The organism is Chlamydia caviae GPIC (assembly GCF_000007605.1).
Classification (GTDB): domain Bacteria; phylum Chlamydiota; class Chlamydiia; order Chlamydiales; family Chlamydiaceae; genus Chlamydia; species Chlamydia caviae.
Genome location: NC_003361.3, coordinates 359,205 through 384,915 on the forward strand (window position 1 = coordinate 359,205; position 25,711 = coordinate 384,915).

The following is a 25,711-nucleotide window of genomic DNA, read 5'->3' on the forward strand; positions in this document are numbered from 1 at the left end:
TAAGAGTTAAAACAATTTGAGGGCATAGATGGAACGCAAGAGTTATGTTTTTGGTAATTGGAAAATGCATAAGACAGCTAAGGAAGCTAAAGACTTTTTATCGATTTTTTGCCCTTTCGTTAAAGAAATTTCTCCTGCATCCCTAGTGGGTATAGCTCCAGCATTTACAACATTAAGTGCTTGCTGCGAATCCATAAAAGAGATGGACTCTTCTATTTGGTTAGGAGCGCAAAATGTCCATCAGGACTCTTCTGGAGCCTTCACAGGGGAAGTGTCCTTGCCCATGCTTCAAGAATTTCATGTAAATTTTGTTCTTCTAGGGCATTCAGAATGTCGGCATATCTTTCATGAAGAAGACGCTACCATAGCTCTTAAAGTGGGGGCTGCAGCTCGTTCGGGAGTGGTTCCAGTTTTATGTATTGGCGAGACTTTAGAAGCCAGAGAAAATGGTACGACTAAGGAGGTTTTGTCTAACCAATTGATGTTGGGACTGGCTCAGCTTCCCGAAACAGCCCCCGTGATTATTGCCTACGAGCCTGTATGGGCAATCGGTACGGGAAAAGTTGCTTCAACCGCAGATGTGCAAGAAGTTCACGCTTTTTGTCGCGAGGTTCTCTCTCGTATATTCTCTAAAGAAAAATCTGAGATAATTTCTATTCTCTACGGCGGATCTGTAAAAGCTGACAACGCAGAAGGATTTGCTCGCTGCCCCGATGTGGATGGTTTATTGGTAGGAGGAGCCTCTTTAGATCCTCAAGGTTTTGCCAATGTTTTAAGAAATTTTAATCTTTAAATATTGCCGGAGTAAAAAGTTCTTCATAAAACTTCCCAAGGTTGTGTCTAGGAATGGCGTTTTAAAGGAATAAAATGTTTTTCAATATGGTGATTAATTTAGTTTTATAAGAGAATATTGCCTGAGCCCTTTTAGAGATTTTTTATTCTGTTGAGCATGCTGTGTAAGGGAGATTTTTTAAAATCTCAAGTGTTGCTTCGTTTTTTCTATAAGAGTGTAGGGAAGAGGGTGATAGATTCAAGGGTTTGGAATTCACCTCGAATAGGTTTATTGATTTAGGAGAAGCATTGTGACAGCTTTGTTTTATTCGTTTTTATTTATTTTTCTTCTTTTGTGCGTAATTTTGTGCGGGCTGATTTTGATTCAAGAAAGCAAGAGCATGGGACTAGGTTCTTCCTTTGGTGTGGATTCAGGAGATTCTGTTTTCGGTGTATCGACACCAGATATTTTAAAGAGAGTCACAGCTTGGCTTGCTGTCGCTTTTTGTTGTAGTTGTCTGCTTCTTTCCTTTGCAACAACACATTTAGGGAAAAAAGCTCAAGAGCTGCCTACGAAAGCTCTAGAACAAGTTGCTCCGGATGGAGAAGAAATTCTCGTGGAATAGGATGCTGGAGTAAAAGCTAGTATTTTTTATAAATAAATTTTAACCGGTTACCGTCTTGTGAAAAAGATCCTTTGTATACTTTGTTTTTGTAGTTTACTACCTGTCTCTACAGTGTTTTCTGTAGAAGAAGTTCAAGAAGAGGAAACAGAGCAACCAGCTCCGTCACCTGCGGTTTGCCCTTTCAAAGTAGAGGAAGCTAGTTAACGGCTTTATCTTCGAGAGTAAATCATGATTAGAGAATTAGAATATTATGGCAGCCATATTTTACGTAGAAAGGCTGATATAATTCCTGAAATTACTGACGCGACTCGTCAGTTAGTTCAAGATATGTATGAAACTATGGTAGCGCATAAAGGCGTTGGTTTAGCAGCTCCCCAAGTAGGAGAAAGCCTGAGTCTTTTTGTTATGTGTGTTGAAGGAGAAACCGAAGAAGGGGATTTGATCTTTTGTGATTTCCCAAAGGTCTATATCAATCCTGTTCTTTCTAATCCTTCTGAGGATCTCGTTATCGGTCGGGAAGGATGTTTATCTATTCCTGGGCTTCGTGCTGACGTCTACCGTCCACAAAGTATTACCGTAACGGCGGTGAATCTTGATGGTCAGGAATTCACAGAACATTTGGAAGGGTTTCCTGCACGAATCATTATGCATGAAAATGACCATCTTCATGGAGTGTTGTATATCGATAAGATGGAAGAGCCTAAAGACATTAAGAAGTTTAAGGCTTCTTTAGAAAAGATACGCCGTCGTTATCATGCTCATGTAAAGCCAGAAGATAGAGCTTCCTAACCATTTTTTATAGGATTCCTCTACTCTTGAGGATCCTTTAATGCATTCTAGAGAAAATACATTATTTATTTTTCAGGCGTTTAGGTTTGTCGAGCTTGAGATAGAAGAAAAAGCGGTTGTCTGCTTCTCTTTTCTCATACACAGAATATAACTGCCAATGCTCAAAGATTTTTGTTCCTAAAATCATCTGATATTCGAGATAGCTAGGCGTATCCAATCTATGCCAGCCATATCTCAATGTTAAATGGTAATTCCAGCAAGGATGAGGACGAACAAACACCTTTCCTAAAATAAGGTTGCGACGATCCGATAGGGGAGAATTGAAAAGCTCGTCAGGAGAGCGACTTACATCTAAAACGTAATTTTCTTTATCGCATTTAAGAAGACTGTATTTACTTCGATGTAAGAACTCTAAAGTTAAGCCCACATTTTCACTTCCTACCCATTGCCAAAGGAGATTCATATGATCCCAGCAATGTTTCTTCCATATCCATTCAGCATCTAAAGATAGGGTGTTCTTACGGTCTAAAGGTAGGGAAATCGTACATGCCGTTTTGGGAAAGGTCGAGTTGGCAAAGGTATTTTTAAAAATTTGCGTTGTCCAAAGTTTTGCCGAAATCGGAGGCGTGCTCGGAGACACTCTATTGTATATGAAAGATTCTATACCAACTTTGCCTAAATGTAGGGAAGCAAAGGCATCGTTTATAGAAAAGATAAAGTGCTCATGATTCTTTGTTAAAGGATGTGTTGTCGAAGTAAAAGACACAAACGGTTCTACAATATGTCTCGTCTGTAGGTAATTCTTATATAAAGAGAAACGATAATCTAAATTGATTTTCGCAGAAGCTTGGCAATGACGTGAGAATGTTTTCGGAACATTACTATAGTAAATTGCCGATGCCAATGCCGATGGAGTCAGAGTTCCTATAAATAAGGGAATCGGACGGTATACCTTAGGAGAGACAGATGCGCGTAATGATGAGAAGTTAGAATCAGCAATGTTATTGCTAAAGGCAAAGTTCAAGTACCCGCACTCAAGCAGGTTCTCAATAAAAATCCCCGTATTTTTAATATTCAGAGGACGTTGTTTCAAAGATAGATAGGGAAGCTCCTGATTTACATTCTGGAAAGGATTTACTCTCACAGAAGAGGATAGACTGCCATCAAATAACGCATCTGTCCAAGTCAGGCGAACTTGCGTAGGACCGGTATTTTTTAAAGAGAAATTGTTGGGGAAAATATCCGCAACGGTTTCCCAGCTATCACTAACATGATATTCCCCAAATAACTTTGCCTGTTTATGCGAAAGAGAAAAATCCCCATGGAAACGATAGCGGTCTCGAGGTTCTGCCATGTCAATCGCTAAGCGATGGGCATAGTAGCTTTTCATGTTGAAGACATTTTTAGGATTATCTTTTAGGGAGAAGTGCATATTATAGCCCACCCCAATGCCATGTTTGAAAAAGCTATCTAGGAAAAATGTAGATTGGAAGTGCTTTTTGGAAATTGGCGAGTAGCTAATTCCTAAATAAGACCCTAAAAATCCTCCCGTACCTCCACGGAAATTAATAGGAGGTTTGGGAATTTCCATAGGCATAATGGAAAATTGCGGAAAGAATAACACTGGAATATTGCAAATGCTAAATGTTGTCTTTCCTATAGAAAGCACACTATCGGAAGAGTATTCTAAGTAATCTCCGGAGAGGCAAATATGTTTTTTAGGCCCTTCAGATGTGGATATGTATCCCTTATGGATAATTAAGGTTTCTGGAGTCAATGTCATCATTGATCCTCCTAAAAACCACGGATACATGGCAAATCTACCATTAGTCAAAAGACAAGAATCAGTGTCTTCGTAGTACTCTAGGTAATCACAAACTAAAGTCTTTCCTCGGTAATTGACCATGACATTTCCATGGGCAATTAACTTCATACCACGATCAGGAACGTTATCTACATACGCGCGGTTTGCCTGTATGCGCAGATTGTTATGAATATTTAATACACCATCTTCAATGTCTAACGATCCCGATACCCCTTTAAAATGGCTTAGGTAGGAGACTTTTTTCTTAGCGGCTTCCTTATGAGTTAATGCTTGTGCAGAAGACGAGAATGCAAGTAGGGCGGATAGAATAAGGAAGGGGAAATAACGATTCATATGTCTCCCATTATTCTACAATTTTCATCAATAACCCAGCTAAAATATGACAGTTTTTTGCCTTTGCTTGTGTCATTAGCTGAATAAGAAAGCGAATGTCTTCATGTGTCTTCGATACCACGAGAGTTTCTAGGATATCTAACATGAGCTTTGCTCGTGTTGCTGGAGTCACCTGATAACGAAGATAGGGAGAATCTGGATGTGGCTGTTTGTCTTCGGTATCAATGAACAATAGTGTTTCTTGAATGAGATTTTGAGCGTAACGGTGTAGGGATAATTTTTTTTCAGGATCTTTGGTAAGATTATATAAAGCTAAATCAGCATAAGCTCGGATTATAGGCTCTCCAGGAAGCTGTGAGGCTCGTGAAAGGATTTCTAAAGCTTGTTGATGTGAAGAATGCGCCAAAAAGGTAATCGCTTTAGAAGCTAGAGCTGTTTTCTGACTTAATAAGATCTTCTCGATATAGGGAAGATAGGCTTCTTTAGGTAACCGCAATAGAGAAACAAGAATCTGCTCTTCAGCATTTTGAATGATCGATAACGCCTTAATACGTTCTGTAGGATTTTGGGGAAGGATAATCCCCCTGCATTTCCATGCTTGTGTGGCTCGCCCTTTGGAAAATGTAGGAACTAAGGCTTGGCTATAATGTTGTTGAACCAACCACTCTGTAATGTATTCAAGAAGAAGGGGATGGTCACACCCTAAATGTATCAAAGCTAGCGCAGCATTTAATTTTGCTTCGCTGTTTTTCGTATTTAAAAATACAGGAAGTAGTAGGGGAATCCCTGTCTCTTTAGATAGTAATCGTGCTGTATATAGAGCTGTTGAGCGTTCTTCCACAATCTGCTTTTCAAAAACCGGAAGAGCATCTTCTTCCTTCCCAATCGCAATTAATGCTTGAGCAGAAGCTAACGATAGATCAGGATCATTTCTCTTTGAGAGATTTTTTATCGTGGTATAGCTCTGACCGTCTTTTAACATCCCTAAGGCATAAACTGCTGCTTCACGATCTAAAGGGGAGGCGCTTGTTAATAAACTCCTTAGTGTAGGCAAGAACCGTTTTTGTTGGTATTCACCAATGAGCAAAGCTGTATAATTTCTTGTCGTGTTACTTGTTGATGAAAGCATCTGGCGGATATACGTATCCGACTCTTCAGTCTCTAATCTTAAAAAAATTGCTGTAGCAAGACATTGTATTTCTTCAGGAAGCTTATGAATAAAAGAGTGAAGATGATCGATAACTTTAATGTTTTTTAGTCCTGCTAGACGGTAGGCGGCTTCTAAACGGATCACAGGATAGGCAGAAGCTAATGCTTTAAATAAAAGCTCGTCCGACGTTTTTCCTAGGTTGGAAGATAAAGCAGACAATACTAACAGTTGCTGAAAAGGATCTTCCGTTTCCATAGCTTGAGAAAGAATCTCCAAAGCTTCCGAAGAACCTACAATCCCTGCTCCGATAATAGTACTTTTCCGAATATAGGGGTCGTTAGAATGTAACCCCTGCCTTAAACAATTCTCAGAGATTTTTCTTAATAAAGCAAAGTCATGATCCCCATGAGTGTTTAAAGCTTCTAGGTAGGCCGTGAGAGCCTTGTCTACAGATTTTTGGCTAGTATAAAGAATCTTATGGCTTACTGGATCGGGGAAGTTGCCAAATACTACACTGGGAAAACTTAAAAGTATTCCTAGGGATACAGTTAAACGAGATAATCCCATAAGTTAATGTCGAACTCCAGCAAGAGATGATACAATGTTCTAATCGGAAGACCCTGGACGTTGTATGCACAGCCCTGGATATTATGAATAATCAATCCTCCGCCTTCTTGAGTGCTATAGCCTCCACACTTATCTAACGTGGAAAATGCCTCGACATACCTTCCTAAATACTTTTCAGGAAGCTGATTAAAGGTCACTTGCGTTGTTTCTTGGCCAACCATCAATTTCTTTTGTTGAAGAAGAGCAACACTTGTAATTATAGAATGCGTTTGACCACTTAACGTTTTTAGCATTTCAATAGCCTCATCACGCGAACTCGGCTTATTGAAAACTTTTCCCTTATAGATAACAACCGTATCTGCTGTGAGGATTACTCCTTCAGGATTGTGGTCTTGTACTATAGATTCTGCTTTTCCTACAGCTAATTCTTGAGAATACGCAGCAGGATCACCTTGATAAGGAACAGAACGTTCTTCGAAACTTGGTGAGATACAGGTAAAAGGAATACGGAAGTACTGCAAGATTGATTTTCTTCGCGGAGAAGAAGAGCCCAAGATTAATTGTGGTTCCATATGACCTCAGTAAAACATCTCCCAAACTGCCACGCAGCTTGGGTCTATAACTTGCTGCTGCTTGTATAGTCAGCCATAGTCCCATCAAAGAAAGTAATTTTGCCTTTATCAAAGATAAGCAATTTCGTGGCACACTCTTCAATTAACGTTCTGTCGTGAGAAACAAAGATAGAGGTGCCTTTATAATCATTAATCGCCCAAGCTAATGCAGAAACAGACTCTAGATCCAAGTGGTTATTTGCTTCGTCAAGAATCAATACGTTGTGATTTTCCAACATCATTCCTGCCATAAGCAATCGTGCTGTTTCTCCCCCGGATAATGCTTTAATTTGTTTGAAAGCATCATCGCCTCCAAACAACATCTTTCCTAAAACACTGCGTATTTCCTGATCATTGATCCCTGTTTTACGATTGCGTAACCATTCAAACAGTGTCTCGTCTCCACAATCCTTTAAAACATCAGAGTGATTTTGAGGAAAATAGGAATAAGCAACCTGATGACCGGTTTTTATAGTCCCTTGAGTAGGAGTCTCTACGCCGGCTAAAAGCTTCATTAAGGTTGTTTTCCCAAGACCGTTATTTCCGATAACTCCTAATTTGTCTCCTTGATATATCTCCAAAGAGAAAGGCTGGAATATAGGCTCTTCGTTATTGTAACCTTTCGTAATGCTTTCTATAGAAAAGACGACCTTCCCAGAAGCTTTTTCTGACAAAGGAAAGCGTATGTAAGGGCGCTGAATATTCGACTTCTTTAATTCCTGAGGTTGGAGCTTTTTAATTTCTCTTAAACGAGATTGTACCTGACTAGCTCGAGAACCTGCCCCAAATTTAGCTACGAACTCTTTAAGTTGGGCAATTTTCTTTTCTTTAGATTTGATATCGGCCTTTTCTTGATCTCTAGAAGCTGTTTTCATTTCTACCATGGCATCGTAATTTCCAGGATAGATAATGACTGTGTCATAATCGATATCAGCAATATGGGTAGTGATGGTATTTAAAAAGTGCCTATCGTGGCTAACAACAATCACGGTACCATCGTAATCTTTTAAAAAGCTTCCTAACCAGTTAATAGAATGAATATCTAAGTGGTTTGTAGGCTCATCAAGAAGAAGAGCTTCTGGATGACCAAATAAGGACTGGCATAGAAGAACACGAAACTGCAAATCTATGGGAATCGTGGACATTTTATTGTTAAATAATTCTTCAGGAATGCCAATGCCTGTGAGAAGCTCTTCAGCTTCAGATTCTGCTCGGTAACCATTTTCCTCGCCGACGATTTCTTCCATCTCGCCGAGCTTGATACCTATAGCATCGGTGAATTCTTCTAAGTATAAAGCATCTCTTTTTTGGAGAGCATCCCATAGGCGGGCATTGCCCATAATCACGCAGTCTATAACGGAAACATCACCAAAGCTATCAATATTTTGGCGTAAGATTCCAACTTTTTTAGGTAAAGAAATTGACCCACGAGTAGGCTCTACAAAACCTGTGATAATTTTTAATAATGTAGATTTTCCTGCGCCGTTAGGCCCCGTTAATCCGTAGCGATTTCCTGGATTGAAGACGACGGAAACGTCGTCGAACAGTACGCGTGTGCCTAGAGTTTTGCCGATTTTATCAAGTACGATGCTCATAGCATCTAGCATAACAAAGAAAGTCTTAGAGCACAAGAGGTTTGCCTAAGGTTTAGCTATGAGGATGCGACTCCTCATGCGTTTGCTTTTTAAGCTTCATAGATACATGAGTATAGATGGTTGTAGTTTCTAAAGAACTATGTCCAAGAAGTGCTTGAATCGTTTTTAAGTCCATACCGTTCTCTAACCAGTGTGTGGCAATTGTATGACGAATCGTATGAGGAGTAATACTTCCTGACAGGCCCGATTGACGAAGATATTTTTGAAATTTCCTATCAATAGAGCGTGTAGTCAATCTTTTCCCAAAACGATTTAAAAAAAATGCTTGAGGATCTTGTTCGACATGGGCTCTTTCTGGATGATGTAGATATTGTTGCAGCCACTGAGCAGCATGAGGAGTCATAGGAACAAGACGTTCTTTTTTCCCTTTTCCTCGGATGCGGATAAGGTTAGAATTGAAATCGATATCCCAATGATTGATAGCGACAATTTCACTAATACGCAATCCTGAGCTATAGAATAATTCTAATAAGCACCGATCACGAAATCCTGTATATTTTGATAGATCAGGAGTGGCCATGAGGATTTCTACTTGCTCATAGGTAATGGGTGAAGGCAGTTCCTTAGGTAATCTAGGTCCATGAATTGTTTCTGTAGGATCTTCAAAAATGATGCGGTTTTTTATGCAATATTGTGAGAAGCTTTTAATTGCTGAAAGACGGCGTTTTATCGTGCGTTTCGCTTTATTTTCCTGCATGAGTTCTAGAACATAGAGGCGTACGCTATCTTTCGTAAATAAAGAGAAAGGAAGCTCTGTTTCTTTTCTCTCTTTTGTAAGTAAGCAGATAGGGGAAGATGGAGAGAGCTCTCCCTGTTTTTCTAAGAAGCTTTTAAAGCTATTAAGGTCTATGCAATAGTTCCTTAGGGTATGAGGTGAGGCTGTTTTTATGTTTTTTAGGTAATCAAGAAAAGCATAAAAAGCTGAGATCATAGTTTCCCTAAGTACTTTTCTAAAGTATCTCCTTATAGAGATTTATTTAGAAGAAGGGTTTTTAGGAAAGGGATAACTACGGAATTCTTCAGCAGCAGCAACATTGGGGAAAATTTTCCCAGCTTCTAATTCAAACTCTTTAGAATTTAAATAACGTGCAGAAAAGTGTGTGAGCACGAGCTGCTGGGCTCCAGCAGCCAATGCTTGAGTGGCTGCTTGTTTCGCTGTCATGTGGTAATGACTTTTTGCTAAATGAAGATGCTCTTCAAGATATGTGCTTTCACATAACATGATTCTTGCATCTTTGGCTAAGTCTACAACAGATTGACAGGGAAGAGTATCAGCAATAACGGCAATGCTATCGCCTTTTCGTACATAGCTGACATCTTTAAGGTATATAGTATTTCCGTTTACCGTTACGTGATCATCACGGAGAAGATCTTGCATGATAGGTCCACGCAACCCTGCAGCTTTGATTTTTTCGGGAATGAATTTTATCGTATCAGGCTCGGTGATTCTCCATCCTAAAGTATCTACAAGATGATCGAGTTTACGTGCTTCAATACGAAAATTTCCAAAATCTTCAACAATCCCCTCCTTATCTACAGGATGCTCTACAACATGGATAGTCTCGTGATAGATAGTACCGTAGCGTAACCGATCAAAGTACTTTTTCCCCGAGGCTGGGTAGTAACAGTGTATAGGGTGGGTAACTTTGTCTAAGTTTAGTCTCATAAGCATGGAACCTAAACCTAAACAGTGATCCCCATGGAAATGGCTGATAAAGATTCTGGAGACTACAGTAGGAGCAATGTTAGCAAAAATGAATTGTCTTTGTGTTCCCTCGCCGGGATCAAAAAGCAAGCCCTCATTATTCCAACGGAATAGATAGGCTCCTTGATTACGCATTCGCGTAGGTTGTTGACTAGAGCAACCTAAAATAATTAATTCTCTACAGCTCATAAATTTAGGAGAAAGTTTCTAGGGAAAAAGATAGAATAAACCAATCCAGTAAAAATACTCTACTAGAACTTACCTCTAGATATTGTTAAGTTTTGTTTTTAATTTAATCTTTAGGGTTGAGGTGCTTATAAAGCTGGTAGAGCGGAGGGGTGGTTACGGCTTTTGCTATCATCTTGGTTGTAGAAAGTAACCTTGGGCCTACTTTTGCATCTGCATCCGTATCTGAATCAGAAGAGGAAGGACTAGAAGATGTATTAGATGAGGGGCTTTTAGGCCGAATTAAGTCTAGTATCGGTGAAGTTCTTCTTCGTGGTTTTGGTGATTCATCCGAAGATGTTTCTTGAGCTTGTTTTTGTTGAGGACGAGTTCTTAAAGGCCTTCGTTGTTTTTTTTGGATTTTTTCTTCCTGTTCTTGGGCATATTTTTTCTCATCTTTTTTGATGATTTCATGAAGTAGGCGGTTGTGCCGTGTATCTAGTTTGGACAGATCTAAATCTTTAGGGCGTACAGGAATGTTAGCGGGAGATTTTGATAAACAGCTCATGATGATGGGGAACAAGACCATACCTACGAGAAGTGAGCTTAAAGCAGCAATACCGATATAGACCCCTCCAGGGAAAAATGGTGTAACAAGAAATCCTCCTAACATAACCACTGCTAATAAGGCTAAGACGAGCAGGCAAATCAAAGCGATAAGGCTATTTCTTTTCTTGCTTTCTACTTCTTTCGATGGTTCTGCGGTTATAGTATGCGTGGTGTGATTCTTTTTGACAGCAACGCTGGGAGCTGATTCAGAGATAATCATGAAGATCTACTGCGAAGTTTTTTTTAAAACGTGCAGTTTAGAAATTTTACGAGCGTTTGTAAATATACAGTTTTTTTTCTAAGAAGAATTTAGAGCCGTTAATTTATAAAGAAAACGGCTCTAAACTATATTATAAGAGTTAATTAATGTTCGGAAAAGCAACTTTGAAAACATCATCATAATGTGCAACAAAATGAATCTTCAGTCCCTTTTTTAGGTAGGCAGGAAGTTCTTCATAATCACGACGGTTATCTTCAGGGAAGATTAGGATGTTTAATCGTGATCGACGTGCAGCGATGAGTTTTTCGCGAATGCCTCCCACTCCTAGTACACGACCTGTTAGCGTGATCTCTCCCGTCATACCTAAATTTTCTAAAATAGGTGTGTCCAAAAGCAAGGATAATAAGGAGGTGACCATCGTTACACCCGCTGAAGGACCATCTTTAGGTGTTGCCCCTTCAGGAATATGAATATGTACCTGAGATTTGGAGAAAAAGCTATGGCCAGGAGCATAACGTTCTAATGCGCTATGCAAATATGTCCAAGCAATTTGAGAGGACTCCTTCATAACATCTCCAGCCTGTCCTGTAAGATGCATATCTGTTTTCATTGAAGGGACCTGAACGCTTTCAATGTACAACGTAGCACCCCCTAGAGATGTCCAAGCTAAACCAGTAGCAACACCTATAGGCGTATGATCGTAGAAACGATCGCTAGAAAATATAGGCTTGCCCAAATAGTCCTGAAGATTGCCTACATTAATCTTGTATTGTGTATGTTTTGGATGCGCCTTTTCCTGATTTTTAACTATTTTAAGCGCGACTTTTCTCAGAACCTTTTTAATATTCCCGTTTAATGTACGCACACCGGCTTCTCGGGCATAGTTATTAATCATATGCTTTAAAGCTTCGGGTTGGAATACGATTTCACGAGCTGTTAACCCCATTTCTTTACGTGCTCGAGGAACAAGATATTTTGTTGCTATCTGAAGCTTCTCCTCAAGAATATAACCCGAAAGGCGTAGGATTTCCATACGATCTAATAGGGGATCAGGAATAGTGTCCAACACGTTTGCTGTTAGAATGAATAGAACATTAGATAGATCCACACGCACATCTAGGTAATGATCTAAAAAGTCTTTGTTTTGTTCTGGGTCTAAAACTTCTAATAAAGCAGATGCGGGATCGCCGTGATAGCTCGCGCCAATTTTATCAACCTCGTCAATCATAATGACAGGGTTCATAGCTTGACTTTGTTTTAATGCTTGGACCATTTTTCCAGGCATCGCACCAATATAGGTGCGTCGGTGTCCTTTGATTTCAGCTTCATCACGCATTCCTCCTACTGAAAAACGGAAGAATTTACGATGTAAAACTTTTGCTATGCTACGGCCAATGCTTGTCTTACCTACTCCTGGAGGGCCCACTAGGCAAATAATACTTCCTTTAAGACCTTTAGATAACTTTCCAACGCTAATAAGTTCCAGAATGCGTTGTTTAATATCTTCTAAACCATAGTGATCTTTATTGAGAATCACTTCAGCTTTCTTGAGATCGTGGTATTCTTTACTCTGAATGCCCCAAGGAATAATCGTTAACCAATCTAGATAGTTACGGCATACAGTGTATTCTGCAGACGATGTTTCTAGAGTTTGAAGTTTTTCCATTTCATCTTGGATCACTTCCATAGCGTAATCAGGGACCTGACGTTTTTTTAACCGGTCCATGAATTTTTCTAAGTCAATAGCTCGATCTTCTTTTTCTAATCCCAGCTCTTTTTTGATCGTTTTTAGCTGTTCTTTTAAAAAGAATTCTTTTTGGCTTTTGGTAATTGTTGCTTCGATTTTTTGATTGATACTACTTTGTAGGCGGCTAAGATCCAGCTCTTTTTTAAGTAGGATCAAAGCTTTATCAATACGATCGTGCATGTTTGTTGTTTCAAGAACTTCTTGAAGTTCTTCCCTGGTAGCTGTTGTTAGTGCTACAGAGAAATCAGCAAGCTTCCCAGGTTCAGTAAAGTCTGAGTGGCCGAGAAAGATTTGCAGTTCTTCTTTAAACAGGGGATTAAGTTTTAAGAGGTCCTTAATTACAGAAACAATGCTAATAGAATACGCTTTTAGCTCTTCTGTTAGCTCTTTATTGTCTCTATGGTAGGAGACGCGAGCTTTGAGATATTTATCTTTGAGAGGCTCTACAATGCGGATACGTTCTTCTATACTAAGGAGTATTTGCGCACTGCCTCCTTCTATAGGCATAATACGTAAGATACGTGCTACTACACCTACGCGATAGAGTTGGTTAAAACCAACTTTTAAAATGTCAGCATCTTCCTTTTTGGTAAGAACTAAACCTATGTATTTTTGTGAGGATTTTGCTAGGAGCTTTAACACTTCATAATAAGGTCCTGATTCTATAAGGATTGGCGCTGCCATTCCTGGGAAAAAGGGGCGCTTATTAAGAGGAAGAATAAATAAATCGGAAGGTAGGGAGCGATCGTCTGATTTTTCTTCGACTTCCTCAGATTCATCCAAGAGTTTTTCTACTTCTTCGGGATTCGGATCCAAGATCTGAGAGTCGTTATTTATTGTAGAGTCCACAATTGTCCTTATACTAAAATCATCGGATACATTTATCTAAGTTGCTCTGATAACTTATTGATGACAGCACTTTCAACAATAAAGATCCTCTTTTCGGTATATTACAAAATAATCGAAATAAGTGCACCTATACAACTACTAGAGAAATAGCAGAGCCTGAAATAAGAATGAAAAAAGATGAGGGTTTAACGCAAATCGTTTTTCCTGATTTTCCAAAAAAGCAATCCCTGAAAATTTCTACGTATATGTTTTATATTAAACAATTTCTCATGTTTTTTTTATCGGATCTTGATTTAGAATGACTCTCAGATCGTGGGGATCACTCTCGTTATTAGTTATTTAAATTGTTTGAAATCTATCAAAAATTTTTGATAATTATGACAATTTTGATCAATTTTCTAGTTGGGGAGACATGGCTCAAGCTCCCTTTGCGATAAGAGAGTTAACGGTCATTCAATCAAAGTAATAATATTTTTAGATTAAAGAAATTTTTTCCTCAGAAAGGGCAAGTCTGTCTGAGATTTGTCTTGTTTGCGTTCTGAAATTAAATTCTAAATCTTTAATCTGACTAATTATTATTTAGTTTTGTTATTTTTTTTGATTAAAAGTTTTTTAGTTGTTATAGTTTATCTATTCGATTCTAATTTGAATTATGCATTTTCATAGATACGTTATTATTGATACTTCTGGGTATCAACCGTTTTTAGCTTATGTAGACCATCAGAGGGTACTGAAACGTTGGAGCCTTCCCGTGGGTCCAGATCAAGGATTGGTTTTAGAATTTATTTTTAAAAACAGTGGGCTATGCTTTCAAGGAATCGGAGTTGCCGCGGGACCTGGGAATTTTTCTGCAACTCGTGTGGGGTTGTCCTTTGCTCAAGGGTTGGCTTTATCCCGGAAAGTCCCCATGATAGGTTATAGTTCCTTAGAGGGGTATTTGACTCCTAAGGATAAGGGCAAGGCTCTTATGCTTCCCCTAGGGAAAAAGGGCGGGGTAGTCACTCTTAGCTCAGATCTCACGGAAGAAGGGTTTATCTATGAAAAAAACGGGGTTGGTCCTGGAATTTTATTACCCTATGAAGAAGCTTCCGAATATTGTTTGGCAAATCATTGCTATCACGTCGTCTCTCCCAATCCGCAACTTTTCACTGATAGATTTTCAAATAAAATTTATATAGAAGAGACGGCGCCTTCAATTGACCATATTAGGAGAAATGTAGTTTCTCAACTTATGCTTTTAGAGTGTAGTCAGCAGCTCACTCCAGACTACCGTAGTTGTTCCTGTTTTTTTTAAATTAGAAATATTTCAGCCGGCAAGCACGATAGATTGACTCAATCTTGCTGCTTTTTCAGTGTGCCTCACGTCAACTAACTCTTGAAGGGTAATAGATCTGATGTTACAATCGAGGCGCCTCTAACATACCAGAGTGAGATGTATAGCTGTGTTGTTTTAGGCTTAACAGTGATTATTATGCGAAATAAGGTAATGCATGCCCAGTGTTAAAGTTAGAGTTGGTGAGCCTGTAGATCGAGCTCTGAGAATTTTGAAAAAGAAAGTTGACAAAGAAGGGATCTTAAAGGCTGCTAAGGCACACAGGTTTTATGATAAACCTTCAGTAAAGAAGCGCGCTAAATCTAAAGCCGCAGCTAAATACCGCAGTCGTTAGAAAAATATCCATCTAGTGGTGTTTGATTTATGGATTACTATGATGTTTTAGGTGTTTCTAAAACTGCCTCTCCTGAGGAGATTAAAAAATCTTATCGCAAGTTGGCTGTTAAGTATCACCCTGACAAGAATCCAGGGGATGCTGAGGCAGAGAAACGTTTTAAAGAAGTTTCAGAAGCTTACGAGGTTTTGAGCGATCCTCAAAAGCGCGAATCTTATGACCGCTATGGTAAGAATGGACCTTTCGCCGGAGCCGGTGGTTTCGGTGGTATGGGCGGCATGGGCAACATGGAAGACGCTCTGCGTACTTTTATGGGAGCTTTTGGCGGAGAATTTGGCGGTGGCGGAAGCTTTTTCGAAGGCCTGTTTGGTGGTCTTGGAGAAGCTTTTGGAATGCGTGGAGACCCTGCGGGAGCCCGTCAGGGAGCGAGTAAGAAAGTTCATATCACCTTAACATTCGAAGAAGCTGCTCGTGGTGTAGAAAAGGAACTCCTTGTTTCTGGATATAAAACTTGTGAAACTTGTTTAGGCAGCGGTGCTGCTAGTGAGCAAGGAATCAAGTGTTGTGATCGGTGCAAAGGTTCTGGACAAATCGTTCAGAGTCGTGGATTCTTTTCTATGGCGTCAACTTGTCCTGAGTGTGGCGGAGAGGGGCGTGTCATTACTGACCCTTGTTCTAATTGCCGGGGACAGGGAAGAATTAAAGATAAACGAAACGTCCATGTACAAATTCCTGCCGGAGTCGATTCAGGAATGCGTCTAAAGATGGAAGGTTATGGAGATGCCGGACAAAACGGTGCTCCTTCCGGAGACCTTTATGTATTTATTGATGTAGAAGCGCATCCTGTTTTTGAGCGCCGCGGGGACGACTTGATTTTAGAGTTGCCTATTGGTTTTGTGGATGCAGCTTTAGGAATGAAGAAAGAAATTCCTACACTCTTAAAGGAAGGTATGTGCCGTCTTACTGTTCCTGAAGGAATCCAAAGTGGCACGATTCTTAAGGTTAAGAATCAAGGGTTTCCCAATGTTCATGGTAGAGGGCGCGGAGATTTGCTAGTTCGAGTTTCTGTAGAGACTCCACAAAATCTATCAGAAGAACAGAAGGAATTACTTCGTAAGTTCGCAACTACGGAAAAAGCAGAAAATTTCCCCAAGAAACGTGGTTTTTTGGATAAAATAAAGGGTTTTTTTTCCGACTTCGCCGTATAGGTAAGGGATAGCATAGTCTATCCGAGGAGCAGACATGGTAGCAATACAGCATGAATTAAGATCTTCTATTAAGGAAGTTCTGAAATTAGTCTGGACTTTAAGATTTGCTGAAAACAAGATGCTCCTTCTTTCCCGACAGAGTGATTCTGGAGGAACCTTCCAGTTGTCTTGTGCTGGTCACGAGCTTGCAGGAGTTATCGCAGGAAAGAGTCTCATCCCAGGTAAAGACTGGTCTTTCCCTTATTATAGAGATCAAGGATTCCCTATAGGATTGGGATGTGATCTTTCGGAGATCTTAGCCTCTTTCCTTGCTAGGTTAACTCCTAACCACTCTTCCGGTAGGATGATGCCCTACCACTATTCCCACAAAAAGTTACGTATTTGCTGCCAATCTAGTGTTGTGGGTACGCAATTTCTTCAAGCTGCAGGACGCGCTTGGGCTACCAAACATGCAAAGTCTAACGAAGTAGTTTATGTTTCTGGAGGAGATGGATCCACGTCTCAAGGAGAATTCCATGAGATGTTAAACTATGTTGCTCTACACAAGCTGCCATTAGTTACCGTGGTCCAGAATAACTCCTGGGCAATCTCTGTTCCTTTTAAGGATCAATGTTCTGCAGATCTAGCTCGTTTAGGGGAAAGTTATCGCGGTCTTTCAGTATATGAAGTGGATGGTGGTGATTATTTTGGTCTTGTAGATGTATTTTCTAAAGCTGTGGATCAGGCTAGACATGCTTCTGTTCCTGCTTTAATTCTTATCAATGTTATGCGTTTAGAGCCGCATAGTAACTCTGATAATCATGAGAAATATCGTAGTCGTGATGACTTAGATTATTGCATGAATAATGATCCTCTAATTCGTTTAGAGCGCCAGATGGTCGAAGAGTGCGGTATTTCCCCTGCTGAAATTTTAGAAATAAAAGCTGAGGCTGAGGCCGAGGTGGCTCGTGCTTGTGAGCTAGCTGAGGGAGTGCCTTTCCCTAGTAAAGGTTCTACAAGCCATGATGTATTTTCTCCACATACGATTTCTCTGATTGATTACGAAGGTTCTTTGGAAGCTCAGCGTTTACGTGATACACAGCCAAAAGTCATGCGTGATGCTATTACGGAAGCTTTAGTTGAAGAAATGAATAGAGATTCTGGAGTGGTTGTTTTTGGTGAGGATGTTGCCGGAGATAAGGGTGGGGTTTTTGGTGTTACAAGAAATCTTACTGATAAATTCGGTGTGGAACGTTGTTTTAATACACCTTTAGCAGAAGCTACAATTATTGGAACAGCTATCGGTATGGCTATGGATGGTATCCATAAGCCTGTTGCAGAAATCCAGTTTGCCGACTATATCTGGCCAGGAATTAACCAGTTATTTTCTGAAGCTTCGAGTATTTATTATCGTTCTGCAGGAGAGTGGGAAGTCCCCTTAGTTATTCGTGCTCCTTGTGGGGGATATATACAAGGTGGCCCCTACCACTCTCAAAGTATAGAAGCTTTCCTAGCCCATTGTCCGGGAATTAAAGTTGCGTATCCCTCTAACGCTGCAGATGCGAAAGCTTTATTAAAAGCTGCTATTCGCGATCCTAATCCTGTGGTCTTTTTAGAGCATAAGGCTTTGTATCAACGGCGTATTTTTAGTGCCTGTCCCGTATTTTCTTCTGATTATGTTTTGCCTTTTGGTAAAGCAGCGATTACCCATCCAGGTTCCGATCTCACGATTGTTTCTTGGGGAATGTCCTTAGTTATGAGTATGGATGTAGCTAAGGAGTTAGCAGCTTTAGATATTTCTGTAGAGGTTATAGATTTAAGGACAATAGTTCCTTGTGATTTTTCTACAGTTTTAGAATCTGTGAAGAAAACTGGGAAGCTTCTTATTGCTCATGAGGCTTCGGAGTTTTGTGGATTCGGTAGTGAGCTCGCTGCGACTGTAGCCGAGCAGGCATATTCGTATCTTGACGCTCCTATTCGCCGTGTTGCGGGATTGCACGCTCCTGTCCCCTATTCAAAAATCCTAGAAAATGAAGTTCTTCCTCAAAAAGAGAAAATTCTTCAAGCAGCAAAAAGCTTGGCAGAATTTTAATTGTTGTAAGCTTTTTGTAATATAGACAGCAGGGGAAGTTCTTTTTGATGATTTACGGTAATTTGTTTTACTGTTCTTCCGTTGCGTTGTTCTTCTATACGTATAGCTTCTAGCAAGGCTAAGGCACATAGAGAGCACCACATCTCGTATTCTTCTTGATGCGAATGCATATCGTTTACACCTAAAAGTTCCAGTTGCAATGAAGTAATTTTATGTTCCCTGCAGATGTTAAAACATTTTAGATAAGCGTCTACAAGGTTTTTAAAGGCTTTCTCATGATTAAAATCTTGGAAGGTAACAGCTCTTTGTAATTGCTTAGTATGGAGAAGAACTTCGATAGTCGGTGGGTTGATAAAGATCAAATGAGAAGCAGGGGCTATTTCTTGAGACTTATTTATCCAAGGTCCGTAAGCTATAGCACCTGGAGGGAATTTTGAGGCATTAGGTTGTGTAATAGCATTCCAACACTCTTTTTCTATGCGTCCAATTAATGCTAATGTTCGATGAATTACGTAACTGGAATCTCTATCAGAGTTCGTGCAGAGCATAACCGCAGAATCTTTATTTTTTAATACAGGATCATTGATAGGATGTCCTTTATAAAAGGCGAGTTGTAAACCGGTCTTCGGATTGCTTACAAAAATATATTCCGTATTCTTACTTATTCTATTTGAATGGGGAAGTATCAGGTTTAAGGAGTAGGTGTTTTTTAACCGTTTTGCAACACCTGATAGCGTAAGCTCTAAGAAAGAAGGCGTGGAAATAGGCGTAAGAGGTTTTCTTAGCTTTATCAAAATCAGAGAGCTAAGGATAAGGAAAACCGCTCCTAAAGCAAGTAGGGGGGAGGCAAGGGCAAAAGATTGCCCTGAAGATAATGCGAGTATCCCTCCTAGTAAAAATGCTAATCCTAAAGTAGCTATCGCCTGTATGACGTGCAAGGTTTTTATCTTTAAATTGTATGGGCTTCTATAGGCTTCTAACAATTTTAAAGATGTGTTTGAGATCTGATTGTTTACACGATGAATTAAAGGCATGCAGGAGTCCTAAGATAGACACAATCAATGCTATAGCCATAAAATTGTAAGATAAGCGCAGGAGCTTAACAATAACATTTTTGATAATGACAAGAATTTTTTTATAAATTCTTCTTCCAAAGGTCTAGCGTATAGCTAGACCACATTCTGAATCTCATTCTTTTTGATCTGATCCAAGCGTATATAGAAGTTCAAGTCGTATCGAGGTGCGTTCACAGAGACTAAATAGCATGAGTTAAGGAGGGATTTTCTGTTGTTTTTTCTCGGCGTTCGCCTAGAAAAAACAGAAAGATGAAAATCAGGGTAAGTTTTTCTGGAGATAGAGGCGTTAGCTCTAGGGAAGTTAACACATTAGGACTATGCAGAAGAGGGTGTGAGATTATCCATGAAATACAAAATTTTGTCATGGGAGCGGCAAATGGAAGAATCAAAGAAAGGAGAATTAGGGAAAACAACGGAAGGATGATTAGAGGGAAAAAGAGGTTATAGATTAGTCCTTCTAACGGGAAAGACTGAAAGAAGTTCACAGCAGGGAAAAAGAGAAAGATCTGTGAGGCGAATGCTATAGATAGGGCTGAGAAGAAATAGCGAATAAGGGGAAGTAAATACCCAGGGGCTATTTCCTTCCAAGGGATGAAGAAAAAGCGAAATAGATGGGGGAAGAATAGTAAAATACCCAAAGTAGCTAAAAAACTTAGAGAAAAGGCGGGAGATAGCGGAGAGAATACTAAAGAACATAGAATACACCCAATCCCTAAACGATTCAAACTAGAGCAGTATCCTGAAGAAAAAGGAGAAAGGCAGATAAGAGCCAAGGAAATCCATGCTCTCCATACCGAAGGAGACCAGGGAAATAAGAGCGTGAGTCCCGAAAGGATACTAAGAGCAAGGAAATATTTTATTTTGGTGGGGAGGCTACCAAAAAGGAAAAATAGAGCTGAGGCAAATAGGGAAAAGTGCCATCCAGAAATAGCAAATAGGTGGGCAAGTCCTTTATTTTGAAAAATTTTTTAGATGTTTTGGTAAGGGAGTGCCGAGAAGGAGGCTGGAGGCGAATCTTCCTGACTCTTCGGAAGAAAATAGATTTAGAATACGTTTATGAGATGATTCTCGTAATTTATCTTGGATACGTGCTATTTTTGTAGGCTCTATTTTTTCATAGCAACCATTAGACTTAAAAATAATTTGGGATGTATGATCTAGCGTCGTTCCTTGGATATAGTATTGTTTATTTAGTTCTAAATGTGCGTCTATAAGAATAGTACAGGGAACATGACGGTATTTTTGTCCACAGGGATAGTATAGGTGAATGGCTTCTCCAAAATATCTATTCTCTCTTCCAGATTTAATGATAAAGCTTCCCGATGATTGCCCTTTATGAATAGAAGAAGCTCCTGAAAAAGTTATCAAGGGAATAAGCCAGCACATTCCTATGAAGAGCTGTTGTTTATGTTGTTGTTTGGGAATAAAGAGGGAAAGGGCTAGAAGTAAGAGTATCCCACATAGAGGATAAGAACGTGCTAGTGTCCCTGTTAGCCAATAGAGAGCGCAGATCAATAAAGGATGTTGTTGTTGAAAGTATCGACAAGAATGCGTTAGCTGTATCCATAGGGAAGATAAAGTGTGAATAAGGACTGAGAATGAAAAAGTTTCAAAACGTTTTAGCATCGGTTCATTCTTTCCCCAATCTTGAAGTGTATTCTATAGAGCAGTTACGTGAAGAGATGTCTTGGGAAGAGATTTCCAAGAAAGCTCCGCGCTTGCCCCGAGGCTGGTACGAGCTAATGGGATTATCAAAAAAGGACAGATTAGATTTTTGCCAAGAGTATTGGCTTACTGTTTTGGGAATTGATGGTAATCAATTTCCGGGTATTTGTCGTTTTTTCTCGTTATTAGATAGTCTAGATGTTTATATTTATCGTTCTGCTAATGAACCCTATGAGGCGAAAATGCTCTATACCTTCGGTGATGGGCGTTGTGGATTTCAAGGAGGACCTCCTTTATTGGAAACAGAGGGGCATTGTTTTCCTGCTCTAGGGGATAATGATTACCAGAAATTTTTCACGATTCATAATGGATTTGGGAAATGGGAAGATGAGGGAATTTTCCCTTACCGTTCTTTAGCTAAAGTTCAACATAAGCTGCGGGAGCTGCTGCTGCGTTTAAAAAAGATTTCTCCTGAAGACAATTGTACCTTTTTAGGAATTTATCCTTTCTATGGTTATGAAGAGCCTTTGACTTACCAGTGTTTTCTTTTTGATCCGGAAGTGCGTAGGGATTTTCCCTCACCAAACATAGTATTGAGTGAGGAAAGCCTAGAGCATAGAACTTTAGAAAGTATTGAGCGTTTACATTTAACTACAAGTCATTATCCTTCTTTCCTTTCTTGGTTGGAAAACTACTTGCATAGTGAAGAGGTGTATGGTGAATGAGTGTAGAGAATGTGTTTTAGATAGCGAAGATGTGGAAACTTCTGTGAATTCTCAAGATGATGAACTGACATGCCTATGCATTGTAAAAAATACTTCTGGGATACATGTCCGCCCTGCAGGTGCTATTGTGAAGTTGTTTGATGGTGAAGATTGCGAAGTCAGCTTTACCTACGCGGGGAAGACGGTAAATGCTAAAAGTATAATGAGCATACTCATATTAGGAGCACCACAAAACGGTGAGATTTTTGTGCGTATTAAGGGAAAAGATGCGAGTCGAGTCATGCAGAAAGTGCAAGATGCTTTTGATTCAGGTTTTGGAGAGTTGTAGATGAATACGCCTGCGCCTTCTGTAGAGCAAAATGAAGAATGGAAAGTTCCTGGAATGACCTTGGTTTCTGGAGTGGCCATAGGGAAAGCTTTTTTCCTAGGGACTTCTCCTTTGCAGGTTCATGAACTTACTTTGCCTCAAGAGGAAGTAGAGCACGAGATCCATCGTTACTATAAAGCATTGAATCGTTCTAAATCTGATATTGTTGCCTTAGAGCAAGAAGTTCAAGGGAAACAGGGACAACAAGAGATCTCTTCGATACTACAAGCACATTTAGAGATAATTAAAGACCCTATTTTGACTGAAGAGGTGGTGAATACCATCAGAAAAGATCGTAAGAATGCTGAATATGTCTTTTCTTCAGTCATGGGGAAAATAGAAGAATCTTTAACAGCAGTTCAGGAGGGTTCTTTAGCTGTAGATCGTGTTCAAGATATTCATGATATTTCCAATCGTGTGATTGGTCATTTATGCTGTCAGCATAAGAGTTCTTTAGGAGATGCTGATCAAAATCTCATTGTCTTTTCTAAAGAGCTTACTCCTTCAGAAGTTGCTAGCGCGAATCCCTCCTATATTCGAGGATTTGTTTCTTTAGTTGGCGCTCCGACATCGCACACAGCAATTGTTTCTAGAGCAAAAAATATTCCCTATTTAGCGAATTTTTCTCAGGAAAATTGGGAACGTATTCAAGAGTATTCTGGGAAGCTCGTCCTTGTTGACGGTATTCGTGGTGAGATTATCTTTAATCCTAAATCAAAGACTCTTGAAAACTGTTATAAGCAAAAAAACATAACTTACAGTGTGAAATCTTATCCTCAGGCATCGCCACATGCTCTAGTGTCTTCTCATGCTACAAGTCTTGAAGAAGTGCGTATGCTTTCAGAATTCTTCCCACAAACGTCTATCGGGCTATTTCGTTCAGAATTCCTTGCGATTGCTGAGGATAGGCTACCTACGGAAGAAGAACAAGCTGCGGTATATAAGTCCTTAGCTTTATTTCCAGAGCGTGTCTCTGTATTGCGTTTATTTGATTTTGGTGAGGATAAGCTTTGCCCAGGTCGAGATCCTATTCAAGAACGTTCTGTACGCTATTTATTAAAAAATCCTCAAATACTCGATGATCAGCTTCGCGCTATTTTAACAGCTTCGGCATCAGGTCCTTTAAAAGTATTAATTCCAGGAACCGCGGATGTTATAGAAATTATAGAAGTGAAACGTCGATTAGAAAATATACGACGTGCGTTTAATAAAGATCATTACATAGAAAACATCGCCTGGGGAAGTATGATAGAAATTCCTTCAGCTGTATTGATGATTGATGAGATTCTTCAAGAGTGTGATTTCATTTCCATAGGGACTAATGATCTTATGCAATATGCCCTAGGAAACAATCGAGAAACGGTTCTTCCTGATTATCTTGATAATCCGCTTCATCCTTCAGTAATGCGTATGATTCGTCATGTAGTATCTAATGCTAAGCAGCGTGATGTCTATACATCTATTTGTGGGGAGGCAGCAGCAAATCTATCTTTAACTCCCTTTTTCTTAGGATTGGGAGTGCAGGAATTATCGGTTGCTATGCCAGCTATTGTAGAATTAAGAGAGAGAATAGCCTCTTTGAATTTAAGTAGTTGCGTAGAGCATACGGAGAAATTGTTAAGAGCAAGGACCTGTGAAGAAGTTCAGGCCCTATTAGCTTAGAAAGGCATTCCAGCTCGCATAACAGACATCTCTTTGTCCATAGCTTCTTTGGCTTCTTTGAATGCTGAACGAAAGAGATCCTCAACAACTTCAGGTTCTTCGGGATCAAGACATGTGGGCTGTACTTTTATGGAAACAATATCACATTTGCCATTGATCACTACAGAAACAAGTCCATTACCTGCTTGTCCTTCGTAGCGTTTTTGCTCTAGAGAAGCTTCCATTTCTAGGAATTGCTGCTCCATGATTTTTGCTTCTTTTTTCTTTTTGGCATATCCACTGCCCATGGTTACTCCTTAGTTAAAATTCCTGAAAACTCAACAACAGCAAATTGTAAAAGCGTATCTATAGTAGCTGATCCCACTAAAGAAGGGGAAGTCTCTTTTTGGTGGAGAGCTTCTTTAACGGTGGGAGATTTTGCAGATAACGATAGGAAACTTTGTTCTTCGTAGTGCTTTTCGGGCTGTATAATAGGCTTAGGAGGTTCTTGCTGTTGGGGGATACTTCTTGGGGTATCAAAAGTTGATGTTTTAAGTTGAGAAAATAGAGTTTCTAAAGAAGGACGTTGGCAGATCCGAATCAGATGAATAATTACTGTTTCTAAAAATGTTTTTTCAAAGATAGTTTGCTGTAGATGTTTCGCAGCCTCACCGAGAAAATCAATGATTTCTAATAAACACTCACTAGAGTAGTGCACGGCTGTTGCGGATAAAGGGGAATGTCCCTGATCTTTATTGAGAAGTAAATCGCGATAGAAAACAGTGAGATCATGAAGGAAAGTTATAGGGGCGACTCCAGAATTGATTGCCGTGGTTACGGGGAGTAAAGCCTCAGCATATTTTTGTGTGCGGATACACTCGGCTAACGTATAAAGGGTATCTTGAGAGAGTAAACCTAAGGCATCTGCTACAGATTCTGGAGATAAAGATTTAGGGAATAACCCCGTGACATAATCATAAAGGGATTCTGCATCGCGTAGACTTCCCTGTGCTGCCCTCGCAATAGGGAGAAGAGCTTCAGAAGAAGTCTCTATAGAGTTTTCTTTAGATATGGAAGCTAACTTCTCCACAATCATTGTTTCGGGGATTCTTTTTAAGTACATTTTTTGACAACGACTCAAAATAGTGCCCGGAATTTTATAATTTTCTGTAGTGGCTAGGAAAAATTTCACATGGCTAGGAGGCTCTTCCAAAGTCTTTAACAAAGAATTGAAAGCCTCTTTTGTTAGCATGTGCACTTCATCGATAATGTAGATCTTATATTGCGATTTTGCTGGAGTGAACAAAACCGTTTCATTGATCTGACGGATATCTTCAATACCCCTGTGAGAAGCTCCATCAATTTCTATAACATCTAGGGAAGTTCCTGAAGAAATTTCTTTGCAAATGCAACAGTGATTGCAAGGCTCGTGATCAGAGGTGCGTTCTGGACAATTCAAGGCTTTAGCAAAAATTCTTGCCAGGGTTGTTTTCCCAGTTCCACGAATTCCTGAAAATAAATACGCATGCGCTACACGTTGAAATTGAAGGGCATTTTTTAAAACAGTAACTACAGCATCTTGTCCGAGAATTTCGGAAAATGTTTGGGGGCGATACTTTCTAGAAGAAACTTGGTATGTTGTAGATGTCATGTATTTTGCCTCTAAAAA

At 39.7% G+C, this 25,711-nt stretch carries 22 protein-coding genes and 1 pseudogene; 11 read left to right on the top strand and 12 right to left on the bottom strand.

The window, feature by feature from the left end:
* Positions 1–28 precede the first annotated feature (28 nt).
* From tpiA to def, 4 genes are all read left to right on the top strand, one after another.
* A complete protein-coding gene (gene tpiA, locus CCA_RS01570; protein ID WP_011006275.1) occupies positions 29–793 on the top strand; it encodes a triose-phosphate isomerase in 765 nt (254 codons plus the stop codon).
* A gap of 289 nt (positions 794–1,082) precedes the next feature.
* Positions 1,083–1,397, top strand: a complete 315-nt coding sequence (gene secG / locus CCA_RS01575) for a preprotein translocase subunit SecG (protein ID WP_011006276.1) — start codon at positions 1,083–1,085, stop codon at positions 1,395–1,397.
* A gap of 57 nt (positions 1,398–1,454) precedes the next feature.
* A complete protein-coding gene (locus CCA_RS05365; protein WP_011006277.1) occupies positions 1,455–1,601 on the top strand; it encodes a hypothetical protein in 147 nt (48 codons plus the stop codon).
* A 24-nt stretch (positions 1,602–1,625) separates the two neighbouring features.
* Positions 1,626–2,186 (top strand): peptide deformylase, encoded by a 561-nt coding sequence (gene def / locus CCA_RS01580; protein WP_011006278.1) that lies wholly within the window; start codon positions 1,626–1,628, stop codon positions 2,184–2,186.
* A 61-nt stretch (positions 2,187–2,247) separates the two neighbouring features.
* Here the strand turns inward: def and CCA_RS01585 are convergent, their stop codons facing one another.
* From CCA_RS01585 to lon, 8 genes are all read right to left on the bottom strand, one after another.
* Positions 2,248–4,344 (bottom strand): hypothetical protein, encoded by a 2,097-nt coding sequence (locus CCA_RS01585; protein WP_011006279.1) that lies wholly within the window; start codon positions 4,342–4,344, stop codon positions 2,248–2,250.
* 10 nt (positions 4,345–4,354) lie between these two features.
* Positions 4,355–6,061: a HEAT repeat domain-containing protein gene (locus CCA_RS01590; RefSeq protein WP_011006280.1), complete on the bottom strand. Its 1,707-nt coding sequence runs from the start codon at positions 6,059–6,061 to the stop codon at positions 4,355–4,357.
* Complete coding sequence (locus tag CCA_RS01595) at positions 6,043–6,633, bottom strand: Maf-like protein (protein WP_011006281.1); 591 nt, start codon at positions 6,631–6,633, stop codon at positions 6,043–6,045. The genes CCA_RS01590 and CCA_RS01595 overlap by 19 nt, the downstream gene beginning before the upstream one ends.
* A 44-nt stretch (positions 6,634–6,677) precedes the next feature.
* A complete protein-coding gene (locus CCA_RS01600) occupies positions 6,678–8,267 on the bottom strand; it encodes an ABC-F family ATP-binding cassette domain-containing protein (protein ID WP_041462250.1) in 1,590 nt (529 codons plus the stop codon).
* Positions 8,268–8,319: 52 nt separating this feature from the next.
* Complete coding sequence (locus CCA_RS01605; RefSeq protein WP_011006283.1) at positions 8,320–9,258, bottom strand: tyrosine recombinase XerC; 939 nt, start codon at positions 9,256–9,258, stop codon at positions 8,320–8,322.
* A gap of 42 nt (positions 9,259–9,300) precedes the next feature.
* Positions 9,301–10,221, bottom strand: a complete 921-nt coding sequence (locus CCA_RS01610) for a ribonuclease Z (protein WP_011006284.1) — start codon at positions 10,219–10,221, stop codon at positions 9,301–9,303.
* A gap of 103 nt (positions 10,222–10,324) precedes the next feature.
* Positions 10,325–11,026, bottom strand: a complete 702-nt coding sequence (locus CCA_RS01615; RefSeq protein ID WP_011006285.1) for an IncA family protein — start codon at positions 11,024–11,026, stop codon at positions 10,325–10,327.
* A 139-nt stretch (positions 11,027–11,165) separates the two neighbouring features.
* Positions 11,166–13,622, bottom strand: coding sequence for an endopeptidase La (gene lon / locus CCA_RS01620; protein WP_011006286.1), 2,457 nt, complete (start codon positions 13,620–13,622; stop codon positions 11,166–11,168).
* A gap of 652 nt (positions 13,623–14,274) precedes the next feature.
* On the opposite strand from lon, the gene CCA_RS01625 reads away from it, so the two are divergent.
* The 4 genes from CCA_RS01625 to CCA_RS01640 all read left to right on the top strand — a co-directional run bounded on the left by CCA_RS01625 (position 14,275) and on the right by CCA_RS01640 (position 18,568).
* Positions 14,275–14,916, top strand: a complete 642-nt coding sequence (locus CCA_RS01625) for a tRNA threonylcarbamoyladenosine biosynthesis protein TsaB (protein ID WP_011006288.1) — start codon at positions 14,275–14,277, stop codon at positions 14,914–14,916.
* A gap of 196 nt (positions 14,917–15,112) precedes the next feature.
* On the top strand, positions 15,113–15,289 hold the full coding sequence (rpsU, locus tag CCA_RS01630; RefSeq protein WP_006343002.1) for a 30S ribosomal protein S21: 177 nt from the start codon (positions 15,113–15,115) through the stop codon (positions 15,287–15,289).
* Between the two features lie 29 nt (positions 15,290–15,318).
* Complete coding sequence (gene dnaJ / locus CCA_RS01635; protein WP_011006289.1) at positions 15,319–16,497, top strand: molecular chaperone DnaJ; 1,179 nt, start codon at positions 15,319–15,321, stop codon at positions 16,495–16,497.
* 34 nt (positions 16,498–16,531) lie between these two features.
* Entirely contained in the window at positions 16,532–18,568 is a 2,037-nt protein-coding gene (locus CCA_RS01640) for an alpha-ketoacid dehydrogenase subunit alpha/beta (protein ID WP_011006290.1), read from the top strand.
* On the opposite strand, the gene CCA_RS01645 is transcribed toward CCA_RS01640, so the two are convergent.
* Positions 18,565–19,602: a membrane protein gene (locus tag CCA_RS01645; protein ID WP_011006291.1), complete on the bottom strand. Its 1,038-nt coding sequence runs from the start codon at positions 19,600–19,602 to the stop codon at positions 18,565–18,567. The genes CCA_RS01640 and CCA_RS01645 overlap by 4 nt on opposite strands.
* A gap of 221 nt (positions 19,603–19,823) precedes the next feature.
* A pseudogene (locus CCA_RS05445) lies at positions 19,824–21,270 on the bottom strand (ComEC/Rec2 family competence protein).
* Between CCA_RS05445 and CCA_RS01655 the strand changes: the two are divergent.
* The 3 genes from CCA_RS01655 to ptsP are packed head-to-tail and all read left to right on the top strand — an operon-like array spanning position 21,243 to position 24,063.
* Positions 21,243–22,034, top strand: coding sequence for a hypothetical protein (locus CCA_RS01655; protein ID WP_011006292.1), 792 nt, complete (start codon positions 21,243–21,245; stop codon positions 22,032–22,034). The pseudogene CCA_RS05445 and the gene CCA_RS01655 overlap by 28 nt on opposite strands.
* The gene (locus tag CCA_RS01660; protein WP_041462253.1) at positions 22,027–22,362 is read left to right on the top strand and encodes an HPr family phosphocarrier protein; all 336 of its coding nucleotides are present in this window, start codon (positions 22,027–22,029) and stop codon (positions 22,360–22,362) included. The genes CCA_RS01655 and CCA_RS01660 overlap by 8 nt, the downstream gene beginning before the upstream one ends.
* Complete coding sequence (ptsP, locus tag CCA_RS01665; RefSeq protein ID WP_011006294.1) at positions 22,363–24,063, top strand: phosphoenolpyruvate--protein phosphotransferase; 1,701 nt, start codon at positions 22,363–22,365, stop codon at positions 24,061–24,063.
* Here the strand turns inward: ptsP and CCA_RS01670 are convergent.
* Together CCA_RS01670 and dnaX are read right to left on the bottom strand one after the other, a co-directional pair.
* Positions 24,060–24,350 (bottom strand): YbaB/EbfC family nucleoid-associated protein, encoded by a 291-nt coding sequence (locus CCA_RS01670; RefSeq protein WP_011006295.1) that lies wholly within the window; start codon positions 24,348–24,350, stop codon positions 24,060–24,062. The two genes, ptsP and CCA_RS01670, sit on opposite strands and share 4 nt — an antisense overlap.
* Positions 24,351–24,352: 2 nt before the next feature.
* Entirely contained in the window at positions 24,353–25,693 is a 1,341-nt protein-coding gene (dnaX, locus tag CCA_RS01675) for a DNA polymerase III subunit gamma/tau (RefSeq protein WP_011006296.1), read from the bottom strand.
* Positions 25,694–25,711: the final 18 nt, after the last annotated feature.

Bases quoted from the DNA above. Each gene is read 5' to 3' on its own strand.
- CCA_RS01600 (WP_041462250.1), bottom strand. From the start codon at position 8,267: ATGAGCATCGTACTTGATAAAATCGGCAAAACTCTAGGCACACGCGTA.
- CCA_RS01590 (WP_011006280.1), bottom strand. From the start codon at position 6,061: ATGGGATTATCTCGTTTAACTGTATCCCTAGGAATACTTTTAAGTTTT.
- CCA_RS01605 (WP_011006283.1), bottom strand. From the start codon at position 9,258: ATGATCTCAGCTTTTTATGCTTTTCTTGATTACCTAAAAAACATAAAA.
- CCA_RS01640 (WP_011006290.1), top strand. From the start codon at position 16,532: ATGGTAGCAATACAGCATGAATTAAGATCTTCTATTAAGGAAGTTCTG.
- CCA_RS01610 (WP_011006284.1), bottom strand. From the start codon at position 10,221: ATGAGCTGTAGAGAATTAATTATTTTAGGTTGCTCTAGTCAACAACCT.
- tpiA (WP_011006275.1), top strand. From the start codon at position 29: ATGGAACGCAAGAGTTATGTTTTTGGTAATTGGAAAATGCATAAGACA.
- CCA_RS01670 (WP_011006295.1), bottom strand. From the start codon at position 24,350: ATGGGCAGTGGATATGCCAAAAAGAAAAAAGAAGCAAAAATCATGGAG.
- CCA_RS01595 (WP_011006281.1), bottom strand. From the start codon at position 6,633: ATGGAACCACAATTAATCTTGGGCTCTTCTTCTCCGCGAAGAAAATCA.
- CCA_RS01645 (WP_011006291.1), bottom strand. From the start codon at position 19,602: ATGCCTTTAATTCATCGTGTAAACAATCAGATCTCAAACACATCTTTA.
- ptsP (WP_011006294.1), top strand. From the start codon at position 22,363: ATGAATACGCCTGCGCCTTCTGTAGAGCAAAATGAAGAATGGAAAGTT.
- CCA_RS01615 (WP_011006285.1), bottom strand. From the start codon at position 11,026: ATGATTATCTCTGAATCAGCTCCCAGCGTTGCTGTCAAAAAGAATCAC.
- def (WP_011006278.1), top strand. From the start codon at position 1,626: ATGATTAGAGAATTAGAATATTATGGCAGCCATATTTTACGTAGAAAG.
- CCA_RS01585 (WP_011006279.1), bottom strand. From the start codon at position 4,344: ATGAATCGTTATTTCCCCTTCCTTATTCTATCCGCCCTACTTGCATTC.
- dnaX (WP_011006296.1), bottom strand. From the start codon at position 25,693: ATGACATCTACAACATACCAAGTTTCTTCTAGAAAGTATCGCCCCCAA.
- dnaJ (WP_011006289.1), top strand. From the start codon at position 15,319: ATGGATTACTATGATGTTTTAGGTGTTTCTAAAACTGCCTCTCCTGAG.
- rpsU (WP_006343002.1), top strand. From the start codon at position 15,113: ATGCCCAGTGTTAAAGTTAGAGTTGGTGAGCCTGTAGATCGAGCTCTG.
- CCA_RS01625 (WP_011006288.1), top strand. From the start codon at position 14,275: ATGCATTTTCATAGATACGTTATTATTGATACTTCTGGGTATCAACCG.
- CCA_RS01655 (WP_011006292.1), top strand. From the start codon at position 21,243: ATGAAAAAGTTTCAAAACGTTTTAGCATCGGTTCATTCTTTCCCCAAT.